This is a genomic window from Sphingobium agri, from assembly GCF_023051225.1.
Lineage (GTDB): Bacteria > Pseudomonadota > Alphaproteobacteria > Sphingomonadales > Sphingomonadaceae > Sphingobium > Sphingobium agri.
The window spans coordinates 902,265-924,071 of sequence record NZ_JALKHS010000006.1; the positions used below are offsets into that span (position 1 = coordinate 902,265).

Annotated in this window: 38 protein-coding genes and 1 tRNA gene; 20 read left to right on the top strand and 19 right to left on the bottom strand. The window is 62.1% G+C overall.

Going from position 1 to position 21,807, the window contains the following annotated elements:
- Positions 1 to 108 precede the first annotated feature (108 nt).
- The 12 genes from MU848_RS07695 to MU848_RS07745 form a co-directional block, all read right to left on the bottom strand.
- The gene (locus MU848_RS07695) at positions 109 to 312 is read right to left on the bottom strand and encodes a hypothetical protein (RefSeq protein ID WP_247231080.1); all 204 of its coding nucleotides are present in this window, start codon (positions 310 to 312) and stop codon (positions 109 to 111) included.
- Between the two features lie 100 nt (positions 313 to 412).
- Positions 413 to 1,021, bottom strand: coding sequence for a hypothetical protein (locus MU848_RS07700; protein WP_247231081.1), 609 nt, complete (start codon positions 1,019 to 1,021; stop codon positions 413 to 415).
- 29 nt (positions 1,022 to 1,050) lie between these two features.
- On the bottom strand, positions 1,051 to 1,260 hold the full coding sequence (locus tag MU848_RS07705) for a hypothetical protein (protein ID WP_247231082.1): 210 nt from the start codon (positions 1,258 to 1,260) through the stop codon (positions 1,051 to 1,053).
- Positions 1,257 to 1,826, bottom strand: a complete 570-nt coding sequence (locus MU848_RS07710; protein ID WP_247231083.1) for a hypothetical protein — start codon at positions 1,824 to 1,826, stop codon at positions 1,257 to 1,259. Before MU848_RS07710 ends, MU848_RS07705 begins: the two co-directional genes overlap by 4 nt.
- Positions 1,827 to 2,312: 486 nt before the next feature.
- Positions 2,313 to 2,480, bottom strand: coding sequence for a zinc finger domain-containing protein (locus MU848_RS19165; RefSeq protein ID WP_449325346.1), 168 nt, complete (start codon positions 2,478 to 2,480; stop codon positions 2,313 to 2,315).
- Positions 2,477 to 2,914: a VRR-NUC domain-containing protein gene (locus MU848_RS07715; RefSeq protein WP_247231084.1), complete on the bottom strand. Its 438-nt coding sequence runs from the start codon at positions 2,912 to 2,914 to the stop codon at positions 2,477 to 2,479. Before MU848_RS07715 ends, MU848_RS19165 begins: the two co-directional genes overlap by 4 nt.
- The gene (locus MU848_RS07720) at positions 2,914 to 3,513 is read right to left on the bottom strand and encodes a hypothetical protein (protein ID WP_247231085.1); all 600 of its coding nucleotides are present in this window, start codon (positions 3,511 to 3,513) and stop codon (positions 2,914 to 2,916) included. Before MU848_RS07720 ends, MU848_RS07715 begins: the two co-directional genes overlap by 1 nt.
- The gene (locus MU848_RS07725; protein WP_247231086.1) at positions 3,510 to 3,752 is read right to left on the bottom strand and encodes a DUF2312 domain-containing protein; all 243 of its coding nucleotides are present in this window, start codon (positions 3,750 to 3,752) and stop codon (positions 3,510 to 3,512) included. Before MU848_RS07725 ends, MU848_RS07720 begins: the two co-directional genes overlap by 4 nt.
- A complete protein-coding gene (locus MU848_RS07730; RefSeq protein WP_247231087.1) occupies positions 3,745 to 3,972 on the bottom strand; it encodes a hypothetical protein in 228 nt (75 codons plus the stop codon). Before MU848_RS07730 ends, MU848_RS07725 begins: the two co-directional genes overlap by 8 nt.
- On the bottom strand, positions 3,962 to 4,204 hold the full coding sequence (locus tag MU848_RS07735) for a hypothetical protein (protein ID WP_247231088.1): 243 nt from the start codon (positions 4,202 to 4,204) through the stop codon (positions 3,962 to 3,964). Before MU848_RS07735 ends, MU848_RS07730 begins: the two co-directional genes overlap by 11 nt.
- The gene (locus tag MU848_RS07740) at positions 4,201 to 5,349 is read right to left on the bottom strand and encodes a site-specific DNA-methyltransferase (RefSeq protein WP_247231089.1); all 1,149 of its coding nucleotides are present in this window, start codon (positions 5,347 to 5,349) and stop codon (positions 4,201 to 4,203) included. Before MU848_RS07740 ends, MU848_RS07735 begins: the two co-directional genes overlap by 4 nt.
- Positions 5,350 to 5,545: 196 nt before the next feature.
- Positions 5,546 to 5,971 carry a hypothetical protein gene (locus MU848_RS07745; protein ID WP_247231090.1) on the bottom strand — a complete coding sequence of 142 codons (426 nt, stop codon included), beginning with the start codon at positions 5,969 to 5,971 and terminating at the stop codon, positions 5,546 to 5,548.
- Positions 5,972 to 6,304: 333 nt separating this feature from the next.
- On the opposite strand from MU848_RS07745, the gene MU848_RS07750 reads away from it, so the two are divergent.
- Complete coding sequence (locus MU848_RS07750; protein WP_247231091.1) at positions 6,305 to 6,922, top strand: S24 family peptidase; 618 nt, start codon at positions 6,305 to 6,307, stop codon at positions 6,920 to 6,922.
- Here the strand turns inward: MU848_RS07750 and MU848_RS07755 are convergent.
- Complete coding sequence (locus MU848_RS07755) at positions 6,876 to 7,295, bottom strand: HIRAN domain-containing protein (protein WP_247231092.1); 420 nt, start codon at positions 7,293 to 7,295, stop codon at positions 6,876 to 6,878. The genes MU848_RS07750 and MU848_RS07755 overlap by 47 nt on opposite strands.
- A gap of 170 nt (positions 7,296 to 7,465) precedes the next feature.
- Here MU848_RS07755 and MU848_RS07760 point away from each other — a divergent pair, with 170 nt between their 5' ends.
- The 18 genes from MU848_RS07760 to MU848_RS07845 are packed head-to-tail and all read left to right on the top strand — an operon-like array spanning position 7,466 to position 17,407.
- Positions 7,466 to 7,765, top strand: coding sequence for a hypothetical protein (locus MU848_RS07760; protein ID WP_247231093.1), 300 nt, complete (start codon positions 7,466 to 7,468; stop codon positions 7,763 to 7,765).
- Complete coding sequence (locus MU848_RS07765) at positions 7,762 to 7,899, top strand: hypothetical protein (RefSeq protein ID WP_247231094.1); 138 nt, start codon at positions 7,762 to 7,764, stop codon at positions 7,897 to 7,899. The genes MU848_RS07760 and MU848_RS07765 overlap by 4 nt, the downstream gene beginning before the upstream one ends.
- Positions 7,899 to 8,042: a hypothetical protein gene (locus MU848_RS07770; RefSeq protein WP_247231095.1), complete on the top strand. Its 144-nt coding sequence runs from the start codon at positions 7,899 to 7,901 to the stop codon at positions 8,040 to 8,042. Before MU848_RS07765 ends, MU848_RS07770 begins: the two co-directional genes overlap by 1 nt.
- Positions 8,039 to 8,353 (top strand): hypothetical protein, encoded by a 315-nt coding sequence (locus MU848_RS07775; RefSeq protein ID WP_247231096.1) that lies wholly within the window; start codon positions 8,039 to 8,041, stop codon positions 8,351 to 8,353. The genes MU848_RS07770 and MU848_RS07775 overlap by 4 nt, the downstream gene beginning before the upstream one ends.
- Complete coding sequence (locus tag MU848_RS07780; protein ID WP_247231097.1) at positions 8,350 to 8,868, top strand: hypothetical protein; 519 nt, start codon at positions 8,350 to 8,352, stop codon at positions 8,866 to 8,868. Before MU848_RS07775 ends, MU848_RS07780 begins: the two co-directional genes overlap by 4 nt.
- A complete protein-coding gene (locus tag MU848_RS07785) occupies positions 8,868 to 9,350 on the top strand; it encodes a hypothetical protein (RefSeq protein WP_247231098.1) in 483 nt (160 codons plus the stop codon). The genes MU848_RS07780 and MU848_RS07785 overlap by 1 nt, the downstream gene beginning before the upstream one ends.
- A complete protein-coding gene (locus MU848_RS07790) occupies positions 9,350 to 9,703 on the top strand; it encodes a DUF7694 domain-containing protein (RefSeq protein ID WP_247231099.1) in 354 nt (117 codons plus the stop codon). The genes MU848_RS07785 and MU848_RS07790 overlap by 1 nt, the downstream gene beginning before the upstream one ends.
- Entirely contained in the window at positions 9,703 to 10,116 is a 414-nt protein-coding gene (locus MU848_RS07795; RefSeq protein WP_247231100.1) for a hypothetical protein, read from the top strand. Before MU848_RS07790 ends, MU848_RS07795 begins: the two co-directional genes overlap by 1 nt.
- Positions 10,116 to 11,744, top strand: coding sequence for a DNA cytosine methyltransferase (locus MU848_RS07800; protein ID WP_247231101.1), 1,629 nt, complete (start codon positions 10,116 to 10,118; stop codon positions 11,742 to 11,744). Before MU848_RS07795 ends, MU848_RS07800 begins: the two co-directional genes overlap by 1 nt.
- The gene (locus MU848_RS07805) at positions 11,744 to 11,974 is read left to right on the top strand and encodes a hypothetical protein (protein WP_247231102.1); all 231 of its coding nucleotides are present in this window, start codon (positions 11,744 to 11,746) and stop codon (positions 11,972 to 11,974) included. The genes MU848_RS07800 and MU848_RS07805 overlap by 1 nt, the downstream gene beginning before the upstream one ends.
- On the top strand, positions 11,974 to 13,269 hold the full coding sequence (locus MU848_RS07810) for a hypothetical protein (protein WP_247231103.1): 1,296 nt from the start codon (positions 11,974 to 11,976) through the stop codon (positions 13,267 to 13,269). The genes MU848_RS07805 and MU848_RS07810 overlap by 1 nt, the downstream gene beginning before the upstream one ends.
- On the top strand, positions 13,266 to 14,399 hold the full coding sequence (locus tag MU848_RS07815) for a hypothetical protein (RefSeq protein WP_247231104.1): 1,134 nt from the start codon (positions 13,266 to 13,268) through the stop codon (positions 14,397 to 14,399). The genes MU848_RS07810 and MU848_RS07815 overlap by 4 nt, the downstream gene beginning before the upstream one ends.
- The gene (locus MU848_RS07820) at positions 14,396 to 15,133 is read left to right on the top strand and encodes a hypothetical protein (protein ID WP_247231105.1); all 738 of its coding nucleotides are present in this window, start codon (positions 14,396 to 14,398) and stop codon (positions 15,131 to 15,133) included. The genes MU848_RS07815 and MU848_RS07820 overlap by 4 nt, the downstream gene beginning before the upstream one ends.
- Positions 15,130 to 15,558, top strand: a complete 429-nt coding sequence (locus MU848_RS07825; protein WP_247231106.1) for a hypothetical protein — start codon at positions 15,130 to 15,132, stop codon at positions 15,556 to 15,558. The genes MU848_RS07820 and MU848_RS07825 overlap by 4 nt, the downstream gene beginning before the upstream one ends.
- Complete coding sequence (locus tag MU848_RS07830; protein WP_247231107.1) at positions 15,555 to 16,094, top strand: hypothetical protein; 540 nt, start codon at positions 15,555 to 15,557, stop codon at positions 16,092 to 16,094. Before MU848_RS07825 ends, MU848_RS07830 begins: the two co-directional genes overlap by 4 nt.
- Positions 16,091 to 16,480, top strand: a complete 390-nt coding sequence (locus tag MU848_RS07835; protein ID WP_247231108.1) for a hypothetical protein — start codon at positions 16,091 to 16,093, stop codon at positions 16,478 to 16,480. The genes MU848_RS07830 and MU848_RS07835 overlap by 4 nt, the downstream gene beginning before the upstream one ends.
- Positions 16,477 to 17,049 carry a hypothetical protein gene (locus MU848_RS07840; RefSeq protein WP_247231109.1) on the top strand — a complete coding sequence of 191 codons (573 nt, stop codon included), beginning with the start codon at positions 16,477 to 16,479 and terminating at the stop codon, positions 17,047 to 17,049. Before MU848_RS07835 ends, MU848_RS07840 begins: the two co-directional genes overlap by 4 nt.
- 1 nt (position 17,050) lies before the next feature.
- Positions 17,051 to 17,407 (top strand): DUF4326 domain-containing protein, encoded by a 357-nt coding sequence (locus MU848_RS07845; protein WP_281494384.1) that lies wholly within the window; start codon positions 17,051 to 17,053, stop codon positions 17,405 to 17,407.
- Between the two features lie 128 nt (positions 17,408 to 17,535).
- On the opposite strand, the gene MU848_RS07850 is transcribed toward MU848_RS07845, so the two are convergent.
- Together MU848_RS07850 and folK are read right to left on the bottom strand one after the other, a co-directional pair.
- Positions 17,536 to 17,611, bottom strand: a tRNA-Lys gene (locus tag MU848_RS07850).
- Positions 17,612 to 17,655: 44 nt separating this feature from the next.
- Positions 17,656 to 18,168, bottom strand: a complete 513-nt coding sequence (folK, locus tag MU848_RS07855) for a 2-amino-4-hydroxy-6-hydroxymethyldihydropteridine diphosphokinase (RefSeq protein WP_247231111.1) — start codon at positions 18,166 to 18,168, stop codon at positions 17,656 to 17,658.
- A 23-nt stretch (positions 18,169 to 18,191) separates the two neighbouring features.
- Here folK and MU848_RS07860 point away from each other — a divergent pair, with 23 nt between their 5' ends.
- Positions 18,192 to 18,848, top strand: coding sequence for a uracil-DNA glycosylase (locus tag MU848_RS07860; RefSeq protein WP_247231112.1), 657 nt, complete (start codon positions 18,192 to 18,194; stop codon positions 18,846 to 18,848).
- 25 nt (positions 18,849 to 18,873) lie between these two features.
- On the opposite strand, the gene MU848_RS07865 is transcribed toward MU848_RS07860, so the two are convergent.
- The 4 genes from MU848_RS07865 to MU848_RS07880 all read right to left on the bottom strand — a co-directional run bounded on the left by MU848_RS07865 (position 18,874) and on the right by MU848_RS07880 (position 21,727).
- A complete protein-coding gene (locus MU848_RS07865; RefSeq protein WP_201514078.1) occupies positions 18,874 to 19,164 on the bottom strand; it encodes a putative quinol monooxygenase in 291 nt (96 codons plus the stop codon).
- Between the two features lie 18 nt (positions 19,165 to 19,182).
- Positions 19,183 to 20,031, bottom strand: a complete 849-nt coding sequence (gene aguB / locus MU848_RS07870; RefSeq protein WP_247231113.1) for an N-carbamoylputrescine amidase — start codon at positions 20,029 to 20,031, stop codon at positions 19,183 to 19,185.
- 111 nt (positions 20,032 to 20,142) lie between these two features.
- Positions 20,143 to 21,132, bottom strand: a complete 990-nt coding sequence (locus MU848_RS07875) for an agmatine deiminase family protein (RefSeq protein ID WP_247231114.1) — start codon at positions 21,130 to 21,132, stop codon at positions 20,143 to 20,145.
- Between the two features lie 82 nt (positions 21,133 to 21,214).
- Positions 21,215 to 21,727, bottom strand: a complete 513-nt coding sequence (locus tag MU848_RS07880) for a PilZ domain-containing protein (RefSeq protein ID WP_247231115.1) — start codon at positions 21,725 to 21,727, stop codon at positions 21,215 to 21,217.
- Between the last annotated feature and the right edge of the window lie 80 nt (positions 21,728 to 21,807).

The window sequence follows — 21,807 nt, forward strand, 5'->3', positions numbered from 1 at the left end:
TCCGATTACTATGAGAACCGCAGAAAACCGTCGTTTTTTACTTGAGAGAGGAAGAACTAAGGCAGGACCTGTGGCTAGCGAGTTTCTGCGCCTTTGCCCCCCGTATAGCTAGGAATGCCGGGAAGGACCCAAAGGGGAGGGGGTTGGCCCGCGCACGGCGGCCCTGACCGCTGCCGCGATCCGTTCCGCCTCGTTGATGAGCCTGTCGGCCCGGCAGATCGACCGCGACGGCTCACGCATGTCGAACGCCAGCATGTGCAACTCGCCTGCAAGCCGCTCCATCTCATCGGCAGGCGAGGCGCGCTGGGTCACATGACATGCTCCAGATATGAGAAGCGCCCGCATGCCGTTTGGCACCGGGCGCAATTCCTATGCTGTGATAGTTGCCACACGTGGCACCCCGGCGCAACCCCTAACCGGTGCGAATGTAAGGCAAAGTGCTCTCGGTCAGCTTGGCCAATGCGTCCAGGAATTCACCCCTGATCGCTTCAGCATGGCGGCCAGACTTAGGAACGAGCTTGGTCTTATGCTCGCCCTTCACGATCCAGTGCTGCTCGCGGCTACCCCAGCGCTCCATCGCCACCTGCGCATAGCTCTTGTCCTCCAGTGCCACCGCTCGCAATGTGTGGACGGTCGCGCCCCGCACCGCGAACTCCAAGAACTTGAATTCGTCGGACGAGATGAGCGCCGCCAGCATAGGGCCGTCGCCTGTGCCGCTGCCGTGATCCCTGTTCAGCACCGACTTCACCGGTGACCGCTGGCAGGCCTCGTACCGATTGCGGTAAAAGCGCAGGCACCGGAGATCATCGCCACTAATGCCAGTGCCATCACGCCGGGCAAGCTCTTCGAAATAGGGTTCGCGGCGATAAGCCTTCCCGATTGTCACAGCCGTCTTGCCTGGCTCAACATCGACGATGTCGCCGATGTCATAGTTCGCTCGCTTCATCTGCTCCGGCGTCGGGCCAATAATCTCCCGATGCTGGCGCTCCTGCTTACGCGCTGATGTCTTCCGCCGTGCCATGTGCCCGTTAACTCCGTTCTCTTCTTGTTCTAACGCTGTGCTTCAATTTCCGCCAGATTGACGCCTTGGCGGGTCAGCAGCTGCTCAATGGCGAGGATGCGCCGCTCGGTCGGGGCGCGGTGATATGGCGCATCAGCTGCTTTCTCCCACCGCTTGGTGACGGCGGCGTTCACACCCAAGGCTTTGGCCCAGGCAGCGCGAGAGAGGCCGGAAGCACGGCGAGCAGCCTTCATGTTCATGCGCTCGCTCCTTCATTCTTGCCCATCGGATCGGCCAAGATGCTGCCCAACAGCTGGGCCTCATCGGCGGTGAGGTTCTCCTGCGGTTCGCTCCATTCCCGCTCGTGCTTGAGCAGGATCATGCGGGCGGTGCCCTCGCGCCGTGTCCGGCGCCCCTTGATTGGGGCGATGATCGCCTCGATCTCCGCCACCGTAGGAAAGAACCGGCAGGTGCGCACGATGACGTCGAATGCGGCATGCAGGTCGGGCAGGGCATGCACGCTGAGAGCGCGGCCATAGAGGCTGAGGCGCTCCGCCGCCTCCTTGTCCGTCAGCTTGGGGCTGGGCATCATCACGGCGATGCGGCCGATCATCCGCTCGATCTGCTCGCGTGCCGGCATCGGTGGCTGGCAGCTGGCAACGTACTCGCGCAGGTGCGCCGCGCTGACGGGGCCGACGACGGGCAGGTCAGTGAAACTCCTGTTCTCCTCCAGCAACGCGTCGAGCTTCGCTGGCAAGGACGGCTCGGACCATCGGATTGGTGGGCTCGTCTCGGTCCTGGCGGTGATTGCGGTTTGGGCGGTCATGCTGTTCTCGCTGTCTCTGCCATTCGTCGGCTTTGGTGATCCAAGTGCGGAATGCGGCCTGCCAGTCCTTCGACTTCCGGCCTTTGTCGTTGGCATGGTCCCGGAATTCCGCGACCCGCGCTGCAAGCCACCCAGGGGGCCAGCCATCCACGATCCGCTGAGCGGCTTCGGTCAAGGTTGGCTGCCAGTCGGCGGGAAGCGCATCACCAGCGGCAGACTTCCGCTTCGAACCTGATTTTGGGGATGATGAGACGATAGTCTCATCTGGGGAAAGTTCTGGGGGGTTAGATATAATATCATTGGGGGGGTCACGCGTGACGTCACGGCGTGACGAGTCACGCTCCGCCCTGTCCTTGTCACGCTTCCGCTGCTGGCGAACAGCTGCCGTCGGATCCTTGCGGATGTCGCCCAGCCGCGACAGTTCGACTGCATCTGAAAGGGACATGCCCTTAGACGCCAGATATTCCAGTTGTGCCGTGTTGAGGCTCACGCTGACGGCGCTCCAATCTCATAGCGGTCGAGGTGGATGGCGACCCGCGCACCACCGCGGCGACCGACGCACGGCTGTTGAGGAAAGGCTCCGCAAACAGGGCAATGCACTCGCATTGCCTCCATGCGCAGCCGGCGGCGCTGCCTAGGCTGTTCTTCGCTCACTTAATCCACCCCCATTCACGAACAGCGTCGAGCGCCTCTTCCGGCTGGCGGATCAGAGCCCAAGGAAAGCCCCATGCGATCAGGTCGTCGCGCCAGTCTTCTTGGTCGCCAGACAGATCGTTGCCGATCTCACGCTTGACCTCGATGAAGCCGACCTGAAGCTGCACCTTACGGTTAAACAGGATCAGGTCTGGGAAGCCGGGCCGAAGCCCATCCTTGCGAAGCGCAGCCATCTGTTTGATGCGCGCCAGCTTATCACCCGCCAGATGCGTGCCGTTGGGAACGTGCACGGCTTCGATGCCCTGCATGGCGAGAAGGCGAATCGCGCCGCGCTGCACCGGGCGCTCCGCCATGCCGGTCGGACGTACGCTGCCAGCCTGCTTTCGGCTGGACGCACGCTTGCGCGGCTCCTTCATAAACCAGGCGGCCGCCATCAGATCATCCCTGAGGCGACGCCGCCAAGCGTGAAGGGGCCGGTGTCGACCTTGGGCGTGAACTTCTGCACGATCGTCGCCTCACCTCGGCGGAGGCGATGCAGCTGCTTATCGAATGCAGACATGTTTGCCTCATCAGCCTTGATCTGCTGCTCGACGATCGCTCTGGCGTCAGCAGCCCGCACCCGCTTCGCGTAAACGAGGTGGCGATACTGCTCGAAATATTCAGCTGGGCACCAACTGAACAGCGTGCGGCGGCGGCTCTCGACAGCCTTGCGCCGAGCGGGCCCAGCCGCGGGCATATGCTTGTGGCCGAGCATCGACTTGCCCAATGTTCTGCAGCGCTCAACCATCTCGGCGCGCATCTGAGGATCATCAGCCATTCGCTTGCGGAAGCCATCATGGGCCCGCCTCAGCGTCTCGGCCTTGATCGTAGGATCGGCCATGCGGCGGAGCATGGCATCCCTGCTCTTCGCGATCTTGTCCGGGTGCCGACCATTGGCGCTGCGGCTGCACTGGATGCAAAGCTTTGTCTTACGGCGCGGGAATGGCCGATAGCTCGCGCCGCAGCCAGCCTCGCATAGAAGCATCTCGCTCATTCCATCCCCAGCGCTGACAAATAAGTCTGGAGGATCGCCTCCATCTCCTGGCGATCGTGGGCGGGCATCTTCCGCAAGCGGATGATCTGCCGCATGATCTTGCCATCATAGCCGTTCGCTTTGGCTTCCAGGTAGACGTCCTTGATGTCGTCCCCGATACCCTTCTTCTCTTCCTCAAGCCGCTCAATGCGTTCGATGAATAAGCGCAACTGGTCGGCAGCGACGTTTCCTTCAGACATGATCAATTTTCTCCAGTAGCGAACCCTGTGGGTCCGGATTGTCGATGTGCCATTGCGCCAGGCGATCGCGAGCGCGGGCCTCCGCAGCTTTCGCGTCAGCGAGCTCCTGCCCGGCTATGGCTTTCTTGTGCGCCGCGCGTCGGGTGCGCTTTTCGCAGCAGGCAATGATGGCCTCTAGGCGGGCGCGTTCGGGGCAGGGCTCCGGCGGTTCAATGGCCATGTACGGGAGCCTCCAAAGCGACGATGTGCAGGCCCTGCTCGACCTGCTCGACAAAGGCTTCCAGCCGAACGCTGAGCAGGGATGCGCTTTCAGCGTCCACCTTCCCGGCGGCGACTAGGTTGGCGACGGCGGCGATCTGCCACCGGCCGAATTCGGCGACTTTGGCGCGCTCGGCGGCGCGGGCCTGCGCGGTCACTTCGGCGAAGGTGCGGCGGCGGTAGCGGCGGCTCACTTCGACGCCTCCGCGAACAAGCTGCCCTGTGCCGCTTCTTCTTCTGCCATGGCTGCAGCGTGCTGGATGCGAGCCGCCGCGATCGGCATATAATCAGCGGTCAGCTCACAGCCGATGAAGCCGAAGCCCTCCAGCATGGCCGCCTTGCCCGTGCTACCGCTCCCCATAAAGGGATCGAGCACCACGCCCGCCGGCGGGGTGATGAGACGGACGAGCCAGCGCATCAGCGCCGTCGGCTTCACTGTCGGGTGAGTGTTTCGATACTGTGTGTCCCGGCCTTCGCTGATGCTGCTGGCTTTGCCGCTCGTGCCGTTAGCGGTCTGGAAGGCCACGAATTCCTTCGGCTCAAACTGATCAAGCCCTTCGTCCCGATCAGCCTTGCCTGCCTTGGCGCAGTAGAAGAAACGAGCAGCCGTTCCGGAGTCTCGGCGGGCAGGGTGATCCAATGCCGGACGCATGCCGCCGAAAATGCCGTTAGGAGACTGGCGGCAGTTCGCGTGGGATTTGAGGTCGCCTTGCTGCCCCGGGGCATCTGGAAACGCAGCAATCACCTCGTCGCTGCCATCATGAACGACGTTCGCAGGCCAGCGGCCGCGCGCATCGCCGCCGCGCGGACCGGGGGTGGCTGCAAAGTTGGTTGCGCCCCGATCGCTATAGCGGTGACCTGCACTCGCTTCGCCCGCACGGCCGCGGGGAACGTCTGGTTCGTGGCGCACCGGGATGATTCCAGTACCTGCCCGCAGCTTTTCGTCGGTCGGTACCCGGCAGCCGTCAATGTTGATGGCTCCGGTGCCGTGTGCGGCAACGTTCGCCGCGACGCTGCCGATCAGCGGTTTGCGAGCGAGTACGATGGGCTCGTGCGCTGGCTTGAGCGCGGTCCCCCATCCTTCACGGTCCCCGTCCAGATTGCGAGATTTCGGGAATCCTGAGCCATAGATCCACATGATCTGGTCGCGGATTTCAAAGCCCGCATCTTCGATGGCGCAGGTCATGCGGTGATAAGTGCGAGCGTGGGAGAATGCGATCAGATGACCGCCCGGCTTGAGAACGCGGAGCGCCGCTGCCCACATTTTTTGATCAAATGCGATGCCGGTGCGGTCCCAGGCCCGTCCCATGAAGTCCAACTCATAGGGGGCATCGGTCACGATGCTGTCGATCGAGTTGGCAGGGAGCATTGCCATCGTGTCGCGGCAATCGCCGAGATAGAGGGTGGCGCTGCCAATGATCGTGGCGACCGGAATCGCAGGCAAAGTAATAGCGTTCGCGGAACCGGCCTCTGCCAGCGCCGCGCTAGTTGCGCAGGTCATGGTTCACTCCAGGGCGATCAGCGCCCGCTCAGTTTCAGCCTTCCTCGACCGCGCTCACGGCCTCGGCGATTAGGTTCCGGGTTCTGGCGCGAAGCCGCGCCTTCTCAACATGATCGATCTGGCCATCCTTGCGTGCTTCGCAGACTTCCGCGACCAGCCCAGCCGCACTAGCGGCGATGGCGTCCCAATTTGCCTCCTGCGCGTCAGTGGTGGCGAAGCGGACACCGCCCGGCTCCGTCAGCATGTTGATTGCAGCGGCAGGCAAAAAGGGGCGGATGGCGAGCACAGCGTGCAGCGGCATGGCCGCGCCATTCGCATAGCTCTTGAGCGTGCTTTCCGGCACCTTGCTCGCAACGGCCAACGCCGCGCGGGTGATGTGCAGGGCGGGGCCGACGAAGCTGGCGAACATCGTGATCTGCCGTTCCTCGACATCTCGCGCCAAACGGCTTTCAGCAGACATGATGACGCGGTCCTTTCGCGGTAGTAACATGGCTATGAACAGACGCATCGAACATCACGCAGCATCCTTCCGGTACCTGGCCATGAACACCCGGACGCGCTGTTCTGTCTCTGGCCAGCACCTGCGCCCAGACCGCAACTGGCGGACAAAGTGACGATCGCCCAAAGCCTGGTTGCCGAAGGAAGTCGGCGCCATCCCAGTCGCTTGGAGGAAAAGCTCAATTTCGGGGAGCAGTGTAGCCATGCAGCAATGGATAGGTGTGTAGCCACACACTGTCAAGGTGTGTTGCCACACCACTATCAAAGTCCGCGCTTTAAGTGTGTAAGAACACACATGACAGAGCGATCGGACGAGCTTCAGCGGGTGCGTGATGCTTTGCGCAAGGCGATGGCGCGCAAGGGCATGAAGAACAAACCCCTCGCGCAAAAAGCGGGGCTGGGCGACACATCAGTACGTGACCTGCTCGACAACGAAGACCGCGACATCAAGCTCGGCACGTTGCACCGGATCGCGGGCGCGCTTGAAGTGGATATCCGCGATCTTGTGGGTGGAGCGAACACGGTGCCGCTCAGAGGTAGCGTCGGGGCAGGCGGAAGCGTTATCTACGAGGAAGTCGATGACCGGACGGCGCCGCTTCCGCCAGGACTTGGCTCAAATGTTGAAGCGCTCGAGGTACAGGGCACCTCCATGCTGCCGCGCTACTCATCCGGCGATATCGTCTACATCGCGACCGATATTCGGGGCGTCAGCGAGGAGGACATCGGAGATTACTGCGCTGTCCGACTCTCAACCGGCGAGACATACGTGAAGCTGCTTGCTCACGGCTCCAGGCCCGGTTTCTTCACGCTTCGGAGCCTCAACGCTGAGGACATCGTTGACGTCGAACTGGAGTGGGCGACGCCAATCATCTTTGTGATGCCAAGAGCCGCACGGCGTCGGCTGGGGTTTTGACCCAGTAGCGAAAGCCGCCCCTCGGTGCTTCAGGTGCCGGTCGCCCCGCAAAGTGTGATTGGATGGGGACAACATCGTCACATAGCGCAAGACTGAGACGCGCGCCGAACAAGCAGGCGCGCCCCATGCCCATGCTGTCGATCACCGCGCTCACGCCTCGGCCGTGCTGATGGACGGCGATGTGTACCGGGCTGCGGCGTGGAAGGTAGCCGATCGTCTCGCCTGTCATCGAATCTACGCGCAGCGCCATTTCGTCATGCGGATTGTCGGGTTCGTGGATAATCCTCACCGGTTGACCGGGTGCACACCTCGTCAGAGCATCCTGAAAATGGCTCACGCCGACCAAGTGCTGATAGATGATCCCGTCGTCCATGCGAATCGCTCCTCCTGCAGCCACTTTCCACAGAGGCTGTAAACAAAACAAGAACGATGTGTGGCCACACACTTTAGGCTTGACGTGGTGTGTAGCTACACACTATCCATGCTCCATCACCTGATCTCCCCAGCATCCAGCCGGGGGCACGAAAAGGTGGGGAGATCATCATGTCCCACGATCGCAATTCTGTCGGAACGGCGTTTGCTGAAGCGCTGAGGATGACAACCGCGCTGATGCGCGACCCGGCGTTCAAGTCCTATCGGACCGTCGATTTTGTGAACATCGGCCACCATGCAGCTGCTGAGGCGCATCGGCTGCTGCCGACTGATCCCGAAGCGGCACGCTATGCGCTGATCACCGGAGCCAGCCGGATGCTGGCGGCGGCTGAGCGGCTGGAGAACCCCCAGCCGGTTATCACGCTGCCGTCGGACCGCCCCGAACGCGCAACGCTGCTGGTGATCCAGTGAGCGCGCCCGCACACATCGCCGCCAGCCTCTTCCTGCTGGGCATGGGCCTCGGCTCCTGCTGGCTGATCTACGTCCACCTTCGCGCCTATGGCGACCAGATCATGGCCGCGCTCATGTACGACGGCCCACGCTGATGCCGAATGGCCCTGATGAGATCCGGAGCGCCGTGCGCCCCATCCTGCTCGGCATAGCCTATCTGTCGGCAGCCTCTCTGTTGCTCAGCATCTTCAAGCTGACCGCAACGGCGCTGGCCGCGATGAGCGGAGGCGCGCAGTGATCGACCATGCCGCCATCCGCACCCAGGCGCAGCGCTCCCTCGAGGCATCCCACCTCGTGGTGGAACGCGCCATCGCTATCCTCAAGCAACCAAGACTGTCCGAACTGCGCACTTGCCCCCTGAGCGCGCACCGGACGGGAGCCTCGGGCGACAAATCCCCCCTCTCCAAGTCGCCATTCGATCCTAGCGGGTCGGCCGTCGAGGCCGGTCGGCCTGCCAACTCATCCACACCGGGCGCGGGCTGCACATGCCCCGTCTGCACCAGCGATCTCGCCGACATTGCGCCGTGCGAGCGGGAGAATGAACTGTGAGCTTTTTGACCCTCAATGCGTGTCCGCCTGGCCTCTTCCGCACTGAAGAGGGGGGCTACGGCTTCAAGTCTGAATATTCGACCGAAGCGTCTGACGGGTGGAAGTGTGATGCCTACTGCCTTGAAAGCGGAGAATATTTCCAAGGAGGTCGGGAGAGCACGGCGGCGCGCGGAGAGATCCTGGTCGAGCCGGTAGACTTCCTTGGCGAGCTGGAAAAGCTGCGGATGCAGAACAAGCATCAGGCGTCCGACCTGGACGAGGCGCGGGGCGCGCACGATCGCACACGCGAAAGCTTGCGCGAGGCTGAAGCTGCCAAGCGTGATGCCGAGCATCAGCGCAGGTTCTTCGAGAACCGCGCGCAAAACGCTGAACGCCGCCTGGAGCATGCGCAGGGCACGGCTATGGAGCTGCGCGGTCGGCTGATGGAAATTCGCAGCAATCAGATGGTGCGCCGCTCTGACATCGCGATGTCGGCCGATCTCCCCACCCCGTATGACGATGGAGTGCCGTTCTGATGGGCCTCGGTCTTGGTTACGCCTCTCTCGACGATATGCAGGCGTGGGCGGAGCGTGTTGTCGCGCGCGATCCCGACTTCGTGATCGGCGAGCGTGACGCTCCCTATCTGCTCCGCTGGTGGATCGTACCCCGGAATGAGCACCAGAACGTCTATCTGCATTGGATATTGCGGGACGATGACGATCGCGCGCTTCATGATCACCCATGGGCGAATACCAGCTACCTGATCGCTGGTCGCTATCGTGAGATCACGCCGGAGGGCACCTTCATCCGCGAGCCCGGCAGCCTCATCACGCGCCAGGCGACGGATCTGCATCGCCTCGAACTGGTGGACGGGGAGGCTGCCGTGTCGCTGTTCTTTACAGGGCCGAAGGTTCGCGACTGGGGCTTCCAGTGCCCCAAGGGCTGGGTGCCCTGGCAGGAGTTTACCGCTGGCGACAATGGCGAGCTCGTCGGGCGCGGCTGCGGGGAGATGGGCTGATGCGGCGCCTTCGCGAACTGAACCGCTTCCGTGACAAGGCGTGGGAGCGCAACTTGGGTGGCGTCGGCGATGATCGCGCCGGCTGCTTTCGGCTCGTCCGGAACGGTGTCGAGCTTCGCTGCATCGCCAGCAATGATGCAGGATGGGATCATGTGTCGGTCACGACCGATCTTCCACGCTGTCCAACCTGGGGCGAGATGGATCATGTGAAGCGTGCATTTTTCCGCGACGATGAGGTGGCGATGCAGCTGCATGTCAGCTCATCTGATCACATCAGCAATCACGATTATTGTCTGCACCTCTGGCGGCCGCACGCTGCTGCTGTGCCGCTTCCGCCAAAGGCGTTTGTCTGATGAAGTTCGGCGCCGGTCTCAACGAATTCGAGATCATCCGCACCCCGCGCTGGGGCGCTCGTCACGCCACCAAGGGGCCGACGGGCATCTACACTTACTGCGCGGGCAATCCGGCGCTGTGCAAGTTTTGCGCGGAGCATGGCGTTCCGCTCGACCCGCCAGACCCGATCGATGCCGCGATCGAGCGGCTCGTCGCCAATTGGGGCAAGCGGTGGGCGGAGAGCAATCGGCATCCCGGTGAACTTGCAGAGGATGAGGCGTGGCCAGCCGAAGGCCTGCACATCGTCGCGCTGGCGGATGACAACCCAGCCGATCGCACCGTGCTTCTCAGCTTCGGCGATGATCCGACCGGCATGCTCAACATCAGCGCCTTGGTGCATGCTCATAACCTGATGGTGGGGAAGCCGGACTGATGCTCGCCGCCACCATCTGCTCTGGCATCGGTGCGCCCGAAGTCGCCATGCCCCACTGGTCCTGGATCTTCGCCAGCGATATCGAAGCCGCGCCGCGGGCGATCATGGCCTATCGTCATGGCGCGGAAGACGCCAGCCGCGCCCGCAGCGGAACCGGCCCGGCGCTCTGGGGCGACTTCACCGCGATCCGCGGTCGCTTCCTGCGCCGCCTGGGCATTGCCCTCCCGCAATGGCTGGTCGCAGGCACGCCCTGCCAATCCTTTTCCATTGCTGGTCTGCGCGGCGGCATGGCCGACGCCCGAGGCAATCTCACCATGGAGTTTCTGCGCCTTGTTCATGCTCTTCGACGAGCCGGATCCCTCAAGGGCTTCCTCTGGGAAAACGTCCCCGGCATCCTCTCCCACGCCGACAACCCTTTCGGATGTTTCCTGGCAGGAATTGTCGGAAGCGATACCCCCATCGTTTCACCACTCAAACGCGGACGGTGGTCGCGTGCGGGCATGGTTGATGGACCCTTCGGAAAAGCCGCGTGGGTTGTTAAGGACGCTCAATATTTCGGACTGGCCCAGCGCCGGGCGCGTGTGCTCGTTGTCGCAAGTTTTGTGGACGGGATCGATCCCGCAGCGGTACTTTTTGAGCGCTGTGGCGTGTCTGGGAATAATCCGCCGCGCAGAGAACAGAGGGAAGACGTTGCCGTCAGCCCTACACTCCGCGCTCGCGCAAACAGCAGCCACCGTGGCGATAGCCAAGCCTATGTCGCGGAATGTTTCGGGGGGGGTAACACCAGCGGACCAATCGAGCGAGCCGCCTGCCTCACAGCCAAAGGGCAGCGGGTAGACTTTGAGGTGGAAACCTTCGTCACTCACGCGCTGCGCGGCGAGGGCTTTGATGCGAGTGAAGATGGCACAGGGCGCGGCACGCCGATCGTGCCCGTCGACCTGACCAATGGCAGCATCGGTGCGGACATAGCAGGCACGATCGAGCACGCTCAGCACAAGTCCAACCGGGGGCAGGCTGTGCTCCAGCCGATCAGCTTCAATAGCCGTGAGGATTTCTGCCACAGTGAAGAGGTGTTCGGCTCACTCGGATCATCCAGCCCGCAGGCGCAGGCCGTCGCTTACGCCATCCAAGCTGGCGCAACGAGGGAAAATCCAGCTGCTGGTCCCGATGGGGTGGGGGTGAAAGAAGACGTCGCATACACATTGGAGGCGCGCGCGGAGGTGCAGGCGGTCGCCTTCTCGATCATGCCCATGAACAGCGGCAAGGACTACAAGGCGAGGGAGACGGATATAGCCCAGCCCCTCATGGCGGGTGGCCCGGTCGGCGGGAACCAAGGCGGCGATTACATCCAGCAGCAGATGGGCGTTCGCCGCCTGATGCCGGTCGAATGCGAGCGGCTGCAGGGCTTTCCTGATCACTTCACCGCCATCCCGTATCGATCGCGCAAGGTGACGCCGGACGAGGCAGCGCACGCGGCGATCGAGGGTCGGCTCGCCGATTGCACGCCCGATGGCGATCTGGTGACCGACTGCATGGCGGACGGCCCGCGCTACAAGGCGCTGGGCAACTCCATGCCGGTCAACATGATCCGTTTCTACCTTCAACGCGTCGAAAGGATGGTGGCCTGATGGGCCTCGCGCTTGAAAAGCTGCCTGACTGGCCAGCCGCTATGAACCGGGAATGGGCGCTGGCCTATACTGGCGTCAGCGGCGAGCAGATGAAGGAATGGGTGCGTTCCGGCAAGGTGCGCTTCCGCCCGCGTGGCCCAAAAGGTGCCATGGTCGCCCTGAAGGCAGACCTGGACGCCGCGCTCGCCGATCTGTTCGGCTCTACCGCCCGCGGAGCGCCTGAATTCTGATGGGCAAGGCCACGATCAGACTGCCTGCCTATGTCAGCCGCGTGCGCCTCGCATCCGGCGACTATGCCTATTTCTGGAAGCTGCCCAGCTGGGCTCGGCCGAAGAAGGACAAGAAGACCGGCAAGGAGATCCCGGTCATCCGTCATGGCCATCCATGCCCTGTCTCGTCGGCAGCGCTCGGCACCAGCTTCGATGCGATGGTCGAGAAGGCGGACGCGCTCAACGAGGCGCTGAAAGAGTGGCGACTCGGTATGGAGCGCCGGACAATCAAGCCTGGCTCCGTCGCCTGGCTGTTCGGCTGGTATCGCGAGCAGGACCGCTACACGCGCAACCGGCCGAAGACGCAGCGCGATTACCGGCGGCTGATGGATATGCTGGTGGAGTTCCCCACCAAGTCTGGCGCGAAGCTGGGCGGGTGGAACGCTGGCAGCCTCGACGCTGGCTCGGTCGACGGGCTCTACAAGAAGCTGCGCGAGACCAAGGGCGAGCGGGAGGCGTCCTATGCGATGCAGGTGGGCCGCCTCGTCTGGCGGTGGGCGCTGCGCTACAGCAGGACGACGGGCGTTACCGCCAACCCCTTTGCAGGCATGGGCATCAAGAGCACGGCCAGCAAGGAGAACCGGGCCACGACTCGCGCGGAATATGATCTCTACCGCGAGACGGCGCGGGAGATGGGCTTTCAGAACATGGCGGCCGCCGCGGCGCTCTGCTTCGAAGGCTGCCAGCGCGTCTCCCATGTGTTCGGGCTCTGGCCGGACGAGGAGAAGGAGCGCACCGGTGAGGCTCCGCCTGCTGGCCTGCAATGGTCGATCTGGAAACCGGGCATCGCGATCGCGCTCACCCAGCGCAAGACAAATAACCCGGTGTGGCTGGAACTCACGATCGAGGTCGATGGCGAGACGGTCGAGCTCTACCCTGATCTGGAGCAGGAGCTGCGCGACCTGCGCGAGCGGGCGGCCAAGGATGAGTTCGGCCAGCCGACGGGGCAGATCATCCTCGATGAGCGTACCGGCAAGCCGTTCACGCCGCGCTGGCTCTCCACCGTACATCGCCGGATCTGCGACAAGGCGGGCCTGCCGAAGGCGATGACGTTCACCGGCTTTCGCCATGGCGGCATCACCGAGATCGGCGACGCTGGCGAGGACGATGTCCGGCCGATCTCTGGCCACAAGACGATGGCGCAGACGCGAACCTACAACAAGGCGACGGCCGAGAAGGGCAGGCGGATCGCGCTCAAGCGGCGCGAGCATGTCGAGCAGCTGGGTGCGCGTGAGGAAGTGAAGGACGAAGCATGACCAACGAAACCAACCCCGGCACGGTGCCCGCTCTGCAAGGTGATGCTGTAATCCCGCCTGTGGAATTAGCCGGGCAGATTATCGCTCACTTGGATGAGTGCAGCCGAGTTGGGAAGTTTTCCAGCATAGGTGAGGAGCATATCAGAGCGATATGTGAAGCCCTCGCCGCCCAATCCCAGCCAGCAGCCACGGTGCAGGAATTGGGGCGGGCCTACCTCAAGCCGATCATTGACCGCTGGTGGGTGACGGATGAACCCGACATTCGCGGGCGCTATGTAATCCGCTGCGGCGGGGCGACAGTCGAATATGTGCAGGGAGACCGAGACGACGCTTACGAGCGAATGAAGGCACTGCGCTATGATGACGTTCTCGCAGCCCTAACAGCAGAGCCAGCAGCCAAGGCGGGGGATGCGCCCTTTGAGTTCGACCGTTACATCAACGGCAAATTGATGGCGGAAGGCGTGACCATTGAGCGCGAAACGACGCTTGAGGCAGCGATGGTGGTCGCGGCCCGTATCGCTTCCAAGGGGGCGAACGGTGAAGCGCCCGTTCTGGTTTACCGCCCGCCCGCCCTTCCCCGCAACTCACCATCACCCCACCCCGATATGGGGAGCGGGGAAGCGATCGGATTGATCGGAGAGGCTTCGTTTGCCGAAGTAGTCGATTGCGATTTCTGGTCCCTGCAACTGCACTTTGGCAAAGGTGACGATGCGCGTGACAAGATGCGCGCTGTTAGCGATGCCCTCCGCTCGGCCGCCGCCCTTTCTCCCCCGACATCGCAGAGCGTGGAGAAGATGACGGAGGCGCTGGAGCAGATCGCCGCCAGTCGCTTCGGTCTGCAAGGCATTGAAGAAGACTACGGCCGGGACGTGAATGCCTACAACTACCACGCGATGCGGTATTGGGCCGAGCAGCGGCGCAACGATCAGGCAACAGCCATCGCCGCCCTCTCCACCCTCCCGCATAAGGAGGAAGCCACCCCTGCGCCAGTGGGGGAACAGGGGGCGGTGGCCAGGATCAAGGACATTCTCGGTGATTATCGAGATTGTGTGCCGGGAGCGATGATTGAGAGGATTGCGAGCCTTGTAAGTTCCACCCCTGCAACCGAAACCGAACGGGGGCGGGGATGATAGCAGCCCTCTATGTCGAAACTGGCGGCAGCTATTTCGGCCTGCCAGGCGTTGACCCGTGGGATGAGGCTCGAGATGCAAGGACCTACCTTGGCCCGCATCCCGTCATTGTTCATTCCCCTTGCCAGCGATGGGGCAAGCTTTGGGCCGGTCAGCCGCTCTGGATCAAGCGAACTGGCATCAGGAAGAAAAAGGGTGATGACGGCGGCTGCTTCAAGTGCGGGCTTGCTGATGCGAGGCGCTGGGGCGGCGTCATGGAGCATCCCTGGGGTAGCCACGCGTGGAAGGCGTTCGGTATCCCTGTTCCTCCCCGGTCGGGTGGCTGGATACCAACCGGAGATGGAGGCTGGACTTGCTGCGTAGAGCAGGGAAGGTACGGCCATTACGCACGCAAGCCGACGCTGTTGCTGGTCTATGGCGTAGCGCGTGAGAATTTACCGGAGCTGGATTGGGGCATTGGCGAAAGTCGCCTCGACCCTGCAATCGTAGAGCGAATGGGGTTGGAGCGCGCCAAGCGTCTTGGCGAGGTGGGCGGCAAGGGTGGCGGCACCGATAGTTCACCGCGCATCGGGACGCCAGAGCCGTTCCGCGATCTACTGATCGATATCGCTGGGCGGTGTTACAAATCATGGGTCTCAAATAAATCAGACCCGGAATATGTAACCAATCCTCCCAGTAAAATCGGTTTGCACCCCGGATATGTAACAAGAGATCTGTTCGGAGAAGCAGCATGACCCAATCCGCATCAACAAAGCCATATAGCGATCAGGGGGAGGTCATTGCCCTCCGTTCCGCCCTGCGCAACCTACTCGACGCCTGCTATCAGGCGGACGGCGCTGAAAATCTGTCGGAAGAGATCGACGGCAGTTTGCTCGATGCCGCCAGTGAGGCGCTGGAACTCCAGTATCCCGTCATATGGACGGATGAGCAGGTCGCCATGCTCGAAAAGCGGCAAGCAGATAGCAGTCTGCACCCCTACACCTGCGGCGGCGACAGGACCGACCGGGCGCACCGCTGGCACGCTGACGAGTCTGGCGATGAGCCTGGTCTGCTGTACCCGACCGTTCGCGGATGGAAATGTCCAGCGTGCGATTATCGCCAGTTCTGGTCGCATGAGACTGGTGATCGTTTTTCCTCAACCCCGGAGACCGGCGCATGAGCGGCGAGGAACTGAAACCGGACCTGCGGCCATGGGGCTATGCGCCCGGCCACTACTCTTTCCGCTGCATGGATTGCCCGGAGCCGACCAGCTTTGAGGGTTACGCCCAAGGGGACAAGCGGTCCATCCGTTGCGAGAAGCACGCATTAGAGGCGAGGGACGCCATGTTTACGCCAGAGCAAATCGCTGCGGCAAATGCAAAAACTGACCGTCTCACCCGCGAATTGGACATCACAAACGCCGACCATATCGCCCTATGGCTGGAGGCGAACATGGCTGACAGCAGCCTTGCATGGCTGGCTTGTCGGATCGTGGAAGCGCACGAAGCGGCAATTCGTGCCCACCCCCTCCCCGAACAGCCACGGGAGGCGCAGATCGAAGCTGCCGCCAAGGCGCACTGCGACTTCTTCGGCGGGCAAGGATGGTGGGATAGCGGGCTGATAGCCGACACCAAGCCCAAAGCGCTTGAGGCAATGCGGGTGGCCATAGCTGCATTGTCCCCACCATCCACCGAAACGAAGGAGAGCGGGGAGTGAGCCTGCTAAAAAGCTATGCCGAGAGCATAGGCGCTCAGGCTGCACGGGATTATCTCGCCAGCTCACAGTTCAAGGAGCAATTACGCCGCCACGTGCGCTGGGCGATGCAGGGTTACGAACCCGGCTTCAGCATGAAGGACCGCGAGCGCTTCACGCAGACCGTGGCCGACCGCATCCGGGAGAAGGCGCGCAATCCTGTCCATCTGTTCGGCGTCCGCATCTGGAGGCGTAAACCTGACCGCGAGTGGTGCTGGCAGACGGCGGATGGCATCGTGGAGGCTTTTCTGGACAGCGAAGAAATCAAGTTCGGTGATCCGCGCTTCTATTGGGGCGATGGGGTCGAGCTTGCCGACAACGACATGGAATATTGGGAGAGTTGCCCATGACCCACCCTAACACCGACCAGGGCGTGACTGCGGAAGTGACGCAGGACCGCTATCTACTGGTCAAGCGCGGCCTCTACTATCGCCCCGGCAATCAGGGATACACCGGCATCAAGGAATATGCTGGCCGCTACCCTGCGAGCGATGCCAGCCCTGACGACGGCGTAACTGCGATCCATGAGGATGAAGCGCCCGAATATTCGCAGGCATGCTACCATGACCTGATGGCCCAACATGCAGCCGGGAAGGCAGCGGCGCTAGAAGCAGAAATCGCTTCCTTGAAGCAGAGGCTGGAGAGCGCGGAGGATGAGACCGCACGGCTGCGAATGGATCGAGACAGGCTCGACTTCCTCGACCGCTGCAATCAGCGCCTGAACGCTACCTACGGGACCAACTATGGCTGGCAACTGATCCTGAACCACAACGTCAATCGGCTGATGCTCGAACATATGTCCGTGGATCTGCACGACAGCCACGGGGGCAAGGGTAAATTGCCGTCATGCCGCGCGGCGATCGACGCTGAGATGGGACGGCTGCACGCTCTCCAGGAACAGGAGAAGCAGAATGGATAGCATGGTGGAGAGGCCCCGGCGCGTTCAGCTTCGGCGCACGAGGGGCTGGCGAATGCCGGAGAACACCGTGAAGGTGGACCGGACTACGAAATGGGGCAACCCGTTCAAACCTGGCGTCTCTTGCGCCTATACTGGTGGCCGACCCGTTCAAGACAAGCGCCACGCCTTCGTCCTTTATCGTGCCGTTGCGTCCGACAATGAGGCTCTGGTGGCGGCTGCGCAGGCGGAGTTGCGGGGCAAGAACCTAGCCTGCTGGTGCCCGATTGAGCCTCACGCATCAGACGGATGCTGCCATGCCGATGTGCTGCTTGAACTAGCGAACCGTCCCGCCGCTCTCTCCGACACAGAGGGGAGGTAGGGGGATGACCAGAACAGGCCATGAACAGACCTGATTTGTCGAAATGAATGTCGAAATACTTGTCGAAATGGCGCAGCTTCACCAGCCGCGCAAAGCGCAAAAAACCCTTTAGTTGTCGAGGGTTCCGATGGTGAGCCCTGCTGGATTCGAACCAGCGACCTACTGATTAAAAGTCAGTTGCTCTACCGACTGAGCTAAGGGCCCTCCGTCACGAGGTCCGCACGCACTAGAGGCCGTGATGCGGCTGGTCAACCTCTAGGACGCGGCAAAGGCGCAGCTTTTCGCAAGCGTGCATGAAGATGCCGGATGGAAAGGACCGAAAGCGGATCGGACCACCGCGGGGCGATGGTCATGAGCGGCGACAATACGAAATCGCGCGTGCGGAAAGCCCGGTGCGGAATGTGAAGCCACCTGTTCGACCAGCGTCCCCCTGACCAGAGGATGATGTCGATATCGATGGTGCGGGCGCCCCAGCGGCGGTGCCTCCGCCTGCCCAGGTCAGCTTCGATCGCCTTGAGTGCCCGCAACATTTCTGGCGGGGTCAGCCTGCTTTCGATCAGCAGCGCGCTGTTCGCATATTCCCGTAAGGAGGGGCCGATCGGCTCGGTCGTCAATATCGGTCCCGTCGCCACAATTCGGCCGATCTCGCCCAATCTGCCGGCCGCCTCCTGCACGATCGCTCTTGGTGTCCGCTTTGCCGACAATGGCCGGTTCGAACCGAGCGCAAGCGCATAGCGATGAAGAGTGCTTGTCTTGACCATGTGACTGCGCCTAACCGCTGCACATGACGCTGCAAAGCCCCATAGCCGATGCGGAAGCGCCGCTGGATTGTCCGCTCTGCCCCCGCCTGGCCGCCTTGCGTCAGGAATGCCGGGCCGAGCATCCCGACTGGTGGAATGCGCCTGTCCCTGCATTTGGCGATCCGCTTGGCCGCATCGCAGTGGTGGGACTGGCGCCGGGCAAGCAGGGGGCCAACAGAACCGGGCGGGCATTCACCGGCGATTTTGCGGGCGACCTTCTTTTCAACATATTGCTGAAAACGGGTCTTGCCGAAGGGTCTTATGAGGCCCGGCCCGATGATCAGCTGACGCTGCGCGACGTCATCATCCTCAATGCCGTAAAATGCCTTCCGCCGCAGAACAAACCCCTGCCGCAAGAAGCGCACAACTGCCGCCTATTCTTGAAGTCGGCTGCCGACGCCTTACCCAATGCGCGGATATTCGTCGCGCTGGGTGAGGTCGCCCATCAGTCCGTCGTGAAGGTGCTGGGCGGCAAACTTCCCAAGGCGCGCTTTGCTCATATGGCGGAATACCGCATGCCGAGCGGCAAGATAGTCATCGACAGCTATCATTGTTCCAAGAGAAACGTCATGACTGGCCGCCTGACAAACGAGATGTTCGAAGCGGTTTTCGAAAAGGCTATCGCGTTACTTTCAACCTGACGCGGCCAGGCAGCGGCCGCAGACCTCAGCCTATCAGATAGTCGAGATATGCTCCCTCCGGCGGCCCATCCAGCGCCGCCATCATCGGTTCGAACAGCCGCTTGTCCAGCATCGGACCAGCGGCCTTGTGCGCATCGACATCAGCCCAGCGCTCGATGAAGACAAAGCGGCGCTCATTGCCAAGGTCGCGAAGCATCTCGACGCCCTCACATCCGGGCAGCGGCTGGACCGCTGCTGCCAGTGCGCGAAGGGCGCTCTCCAATGCTGCCTCCGATCCTTCTCTGGCATGCATCAGATAATGGCGCGCGACCGTCATGGCATCATTCTCCCTAGCTTAGATATCCTGCGCGATCCGGCCGTATAATTCCGGCCGCCGGTCCCGGAAGAAGCCCATGCCCGCGCGATGCTTCCGCGCCTGCGCCAGGTCAAGCGTGGCCACCAGCGCGCCATTGTCGCGCGCATCGGCCTCGGCTGCGAAATCGCCCCATTCATCGCTGATGAAGCTGTGACCATAGAATTTCTGGCCGTCTTCCTCGCCGATCCGGTTGGCGGCGATCACCGGCATGCAATTGCTCACCGCATGGCCGATCATCGCGCGGCGCCACATGCGGCTCGTATCGAGATCCGCGTCATAGGGTTCCGATCCGATCGCGGTAGGATAGAAGAGCAGTTCCGCTCCCATCAGTGCCATTACCCGGGCTGCCTCCGGATACCATTGGTCCCAGCAGATGCCCACGCCGATCGTGCCGTAACGCGTCTTCCAGACCTTGAACCCGCTATTGCCGGGACGGAAATAATATTTTTCCTCATATCCCGGCCCATCCGGAATATGGCTCTTGCGATACAGGCCCATGATCTCTCCCTCATCATCGATCATGGCGAGGGAATTGTAATGATGCTGGCCATCCCTCTCGAAAAAACTGGTGGGAATGTAGACGCGCTCCGCCTTCGCCACCTTGCGCATCTCGGAAACGGCGGGATGTTCGTCGATCGTCCTGGCGTTGGCGAACAGAGCCTCGTCCTCGACCTTGCAGAAATAGTGACCTTCGAACAGTTCGGGCGGCAGGACGATCTTGGCGCCTCGAGCCGCCGCCTTCACCACATGGTCGGCCACCATGGCGACATTGTCGTCCACATCGTCTGAAAAGGCGAGCTGAAGCGCGGCAACGGTGACTTTGGTCATATCCTCGAAAGTCCTAGAGGCGAATGCCCAACCGGGCGGTATGAGGTTGGGAGATAGAGCAGGATTGGCGGAGTGCAACCTCCGCACCGGTCAAGGAAGCTCCCTTCGATTTTATTGTCCCGGCAAGGGCATTTGCTGGCTGCAACAATGGAAACTGCCGCCGCCCGACAATATCGCATCGCTCCGGAGACCTATTATCTCGCGCCCCGGGAAAAAGGGCTTGAGCGCATCGAGCGCCGCCTGGTCATTGGGCTGGCCATAGATGGGCACGATGACCGCAGCGTTGCCGATGTAGAAGTTCATGTAGCTTGCAGGGATCACCTCGCCATCCACCAGTACACGGCCGGGGGAGGGGATTGACGCCACTTCCAGGCCGAACGCCTTGGCCCTTGCGCGCGCGTCCGCATAGATGGCCGCATTGGGGTCATCATCCGTGCTTGCTTCCGGCAGCGCCAGCAGGCCTGGCGCAACAAAGCGCGCAAGATTATCCACATGGCCGTCCGTATGGTCGTTGAGCAGACCATCGCCCAGCCACAGCATTTCGGACAGGCCCAGTGACCCCGCCAGCAGCGTTTCGATCTTGCCACGATCAAGATCCGGATTGCGGTTGGGATTGAGCAGGCATTGCTCGGTCGTGACGAATAATCCGGTGCCATCGGTATCGATCGCGCCGCCTTCGAAAATCCAATGTTGCGAGGAGGTCGGCAATCCCGTCGTCGCGGCCAATCGCGCCCCGATATCCTCATCGCCCGGCATCTGATATTTACCGCCCCAGCCATTGAACCCGAAATCCACCAAGGCCCGTTCATGCCCACGCATGACCGCGATGGGAGCAGTATCCCGCAGCCAGACGTCACCCAGCTTCTGCGTGACGATGGTCACGTCCGGGCCAGCGAGCGAGCGCGCTATCTCCGCATCACCATCATTGGCGCAGACCAGCCGGACCTCCTCACCTTTCCCATCCGCGCGGAGCGCCTTGGCAAAGGCGGCGATCTGCTCGCGTGCCGCGTCGAACGCGCCAGGCCACTCTTCGGGAAAGGTGGGAAAGCCGATCCAGGTCCATTCATGCGGCGCCCATTCGGCAGGCATCTGGAATGTCATCGGCTTTCTCCTGCTGGTACGGCGTTGCTTGCCGCGCTCTACAGCATTGCGGCTTGCGTTACAGCGCCAATTCGCCGCGCCATCAGGTCGTTATCTGCGCCGTCCACTCGTCGAGCAACTTGAATCCCAGCGCCACTTCGAAACGCAATCCGACATAAGCATCCTCACGCCAGCGCACCGTGGCGTCCCGCTTGCCCAGGCCTTCGATGATCAATTGGACCTGCATATTTTCGCGCAGTTCGCCGGACTCGTCCAATAGCTTTACGCCGAACAGGGATATGTCCTGCATCATGCATGCCTGCATGCCGGTTCCCGTAGCCACCGTGACAGGCGTGAAGATGTTCAGCCGGACAGCTTCGCGTTCGCTACGGCCGTTCCTCTGTTCCGCGATTATGGTCGAAATGGCGATATGCTCTTCGAACAGCAGCGAAACATGGTCACCTATATTCATGCCCACGACCGCCGGAACGGAAAATCCGTTGCGCAGGCCAAGGGTGACGCTCTCGCCCGCTGTCATCGGCACGCTGGTCCGCACCAGTGCCTCACGCGGCGACAGAGAATGGACGACGCAGAGGCATTCTCTCCGCGCCGTCACCAACTTGCCAACATGCAAGATTGTAACAGCCTTGTTAACTTCCACGACCCATCCCCAATCTTATTATCGTTACGTTGCCG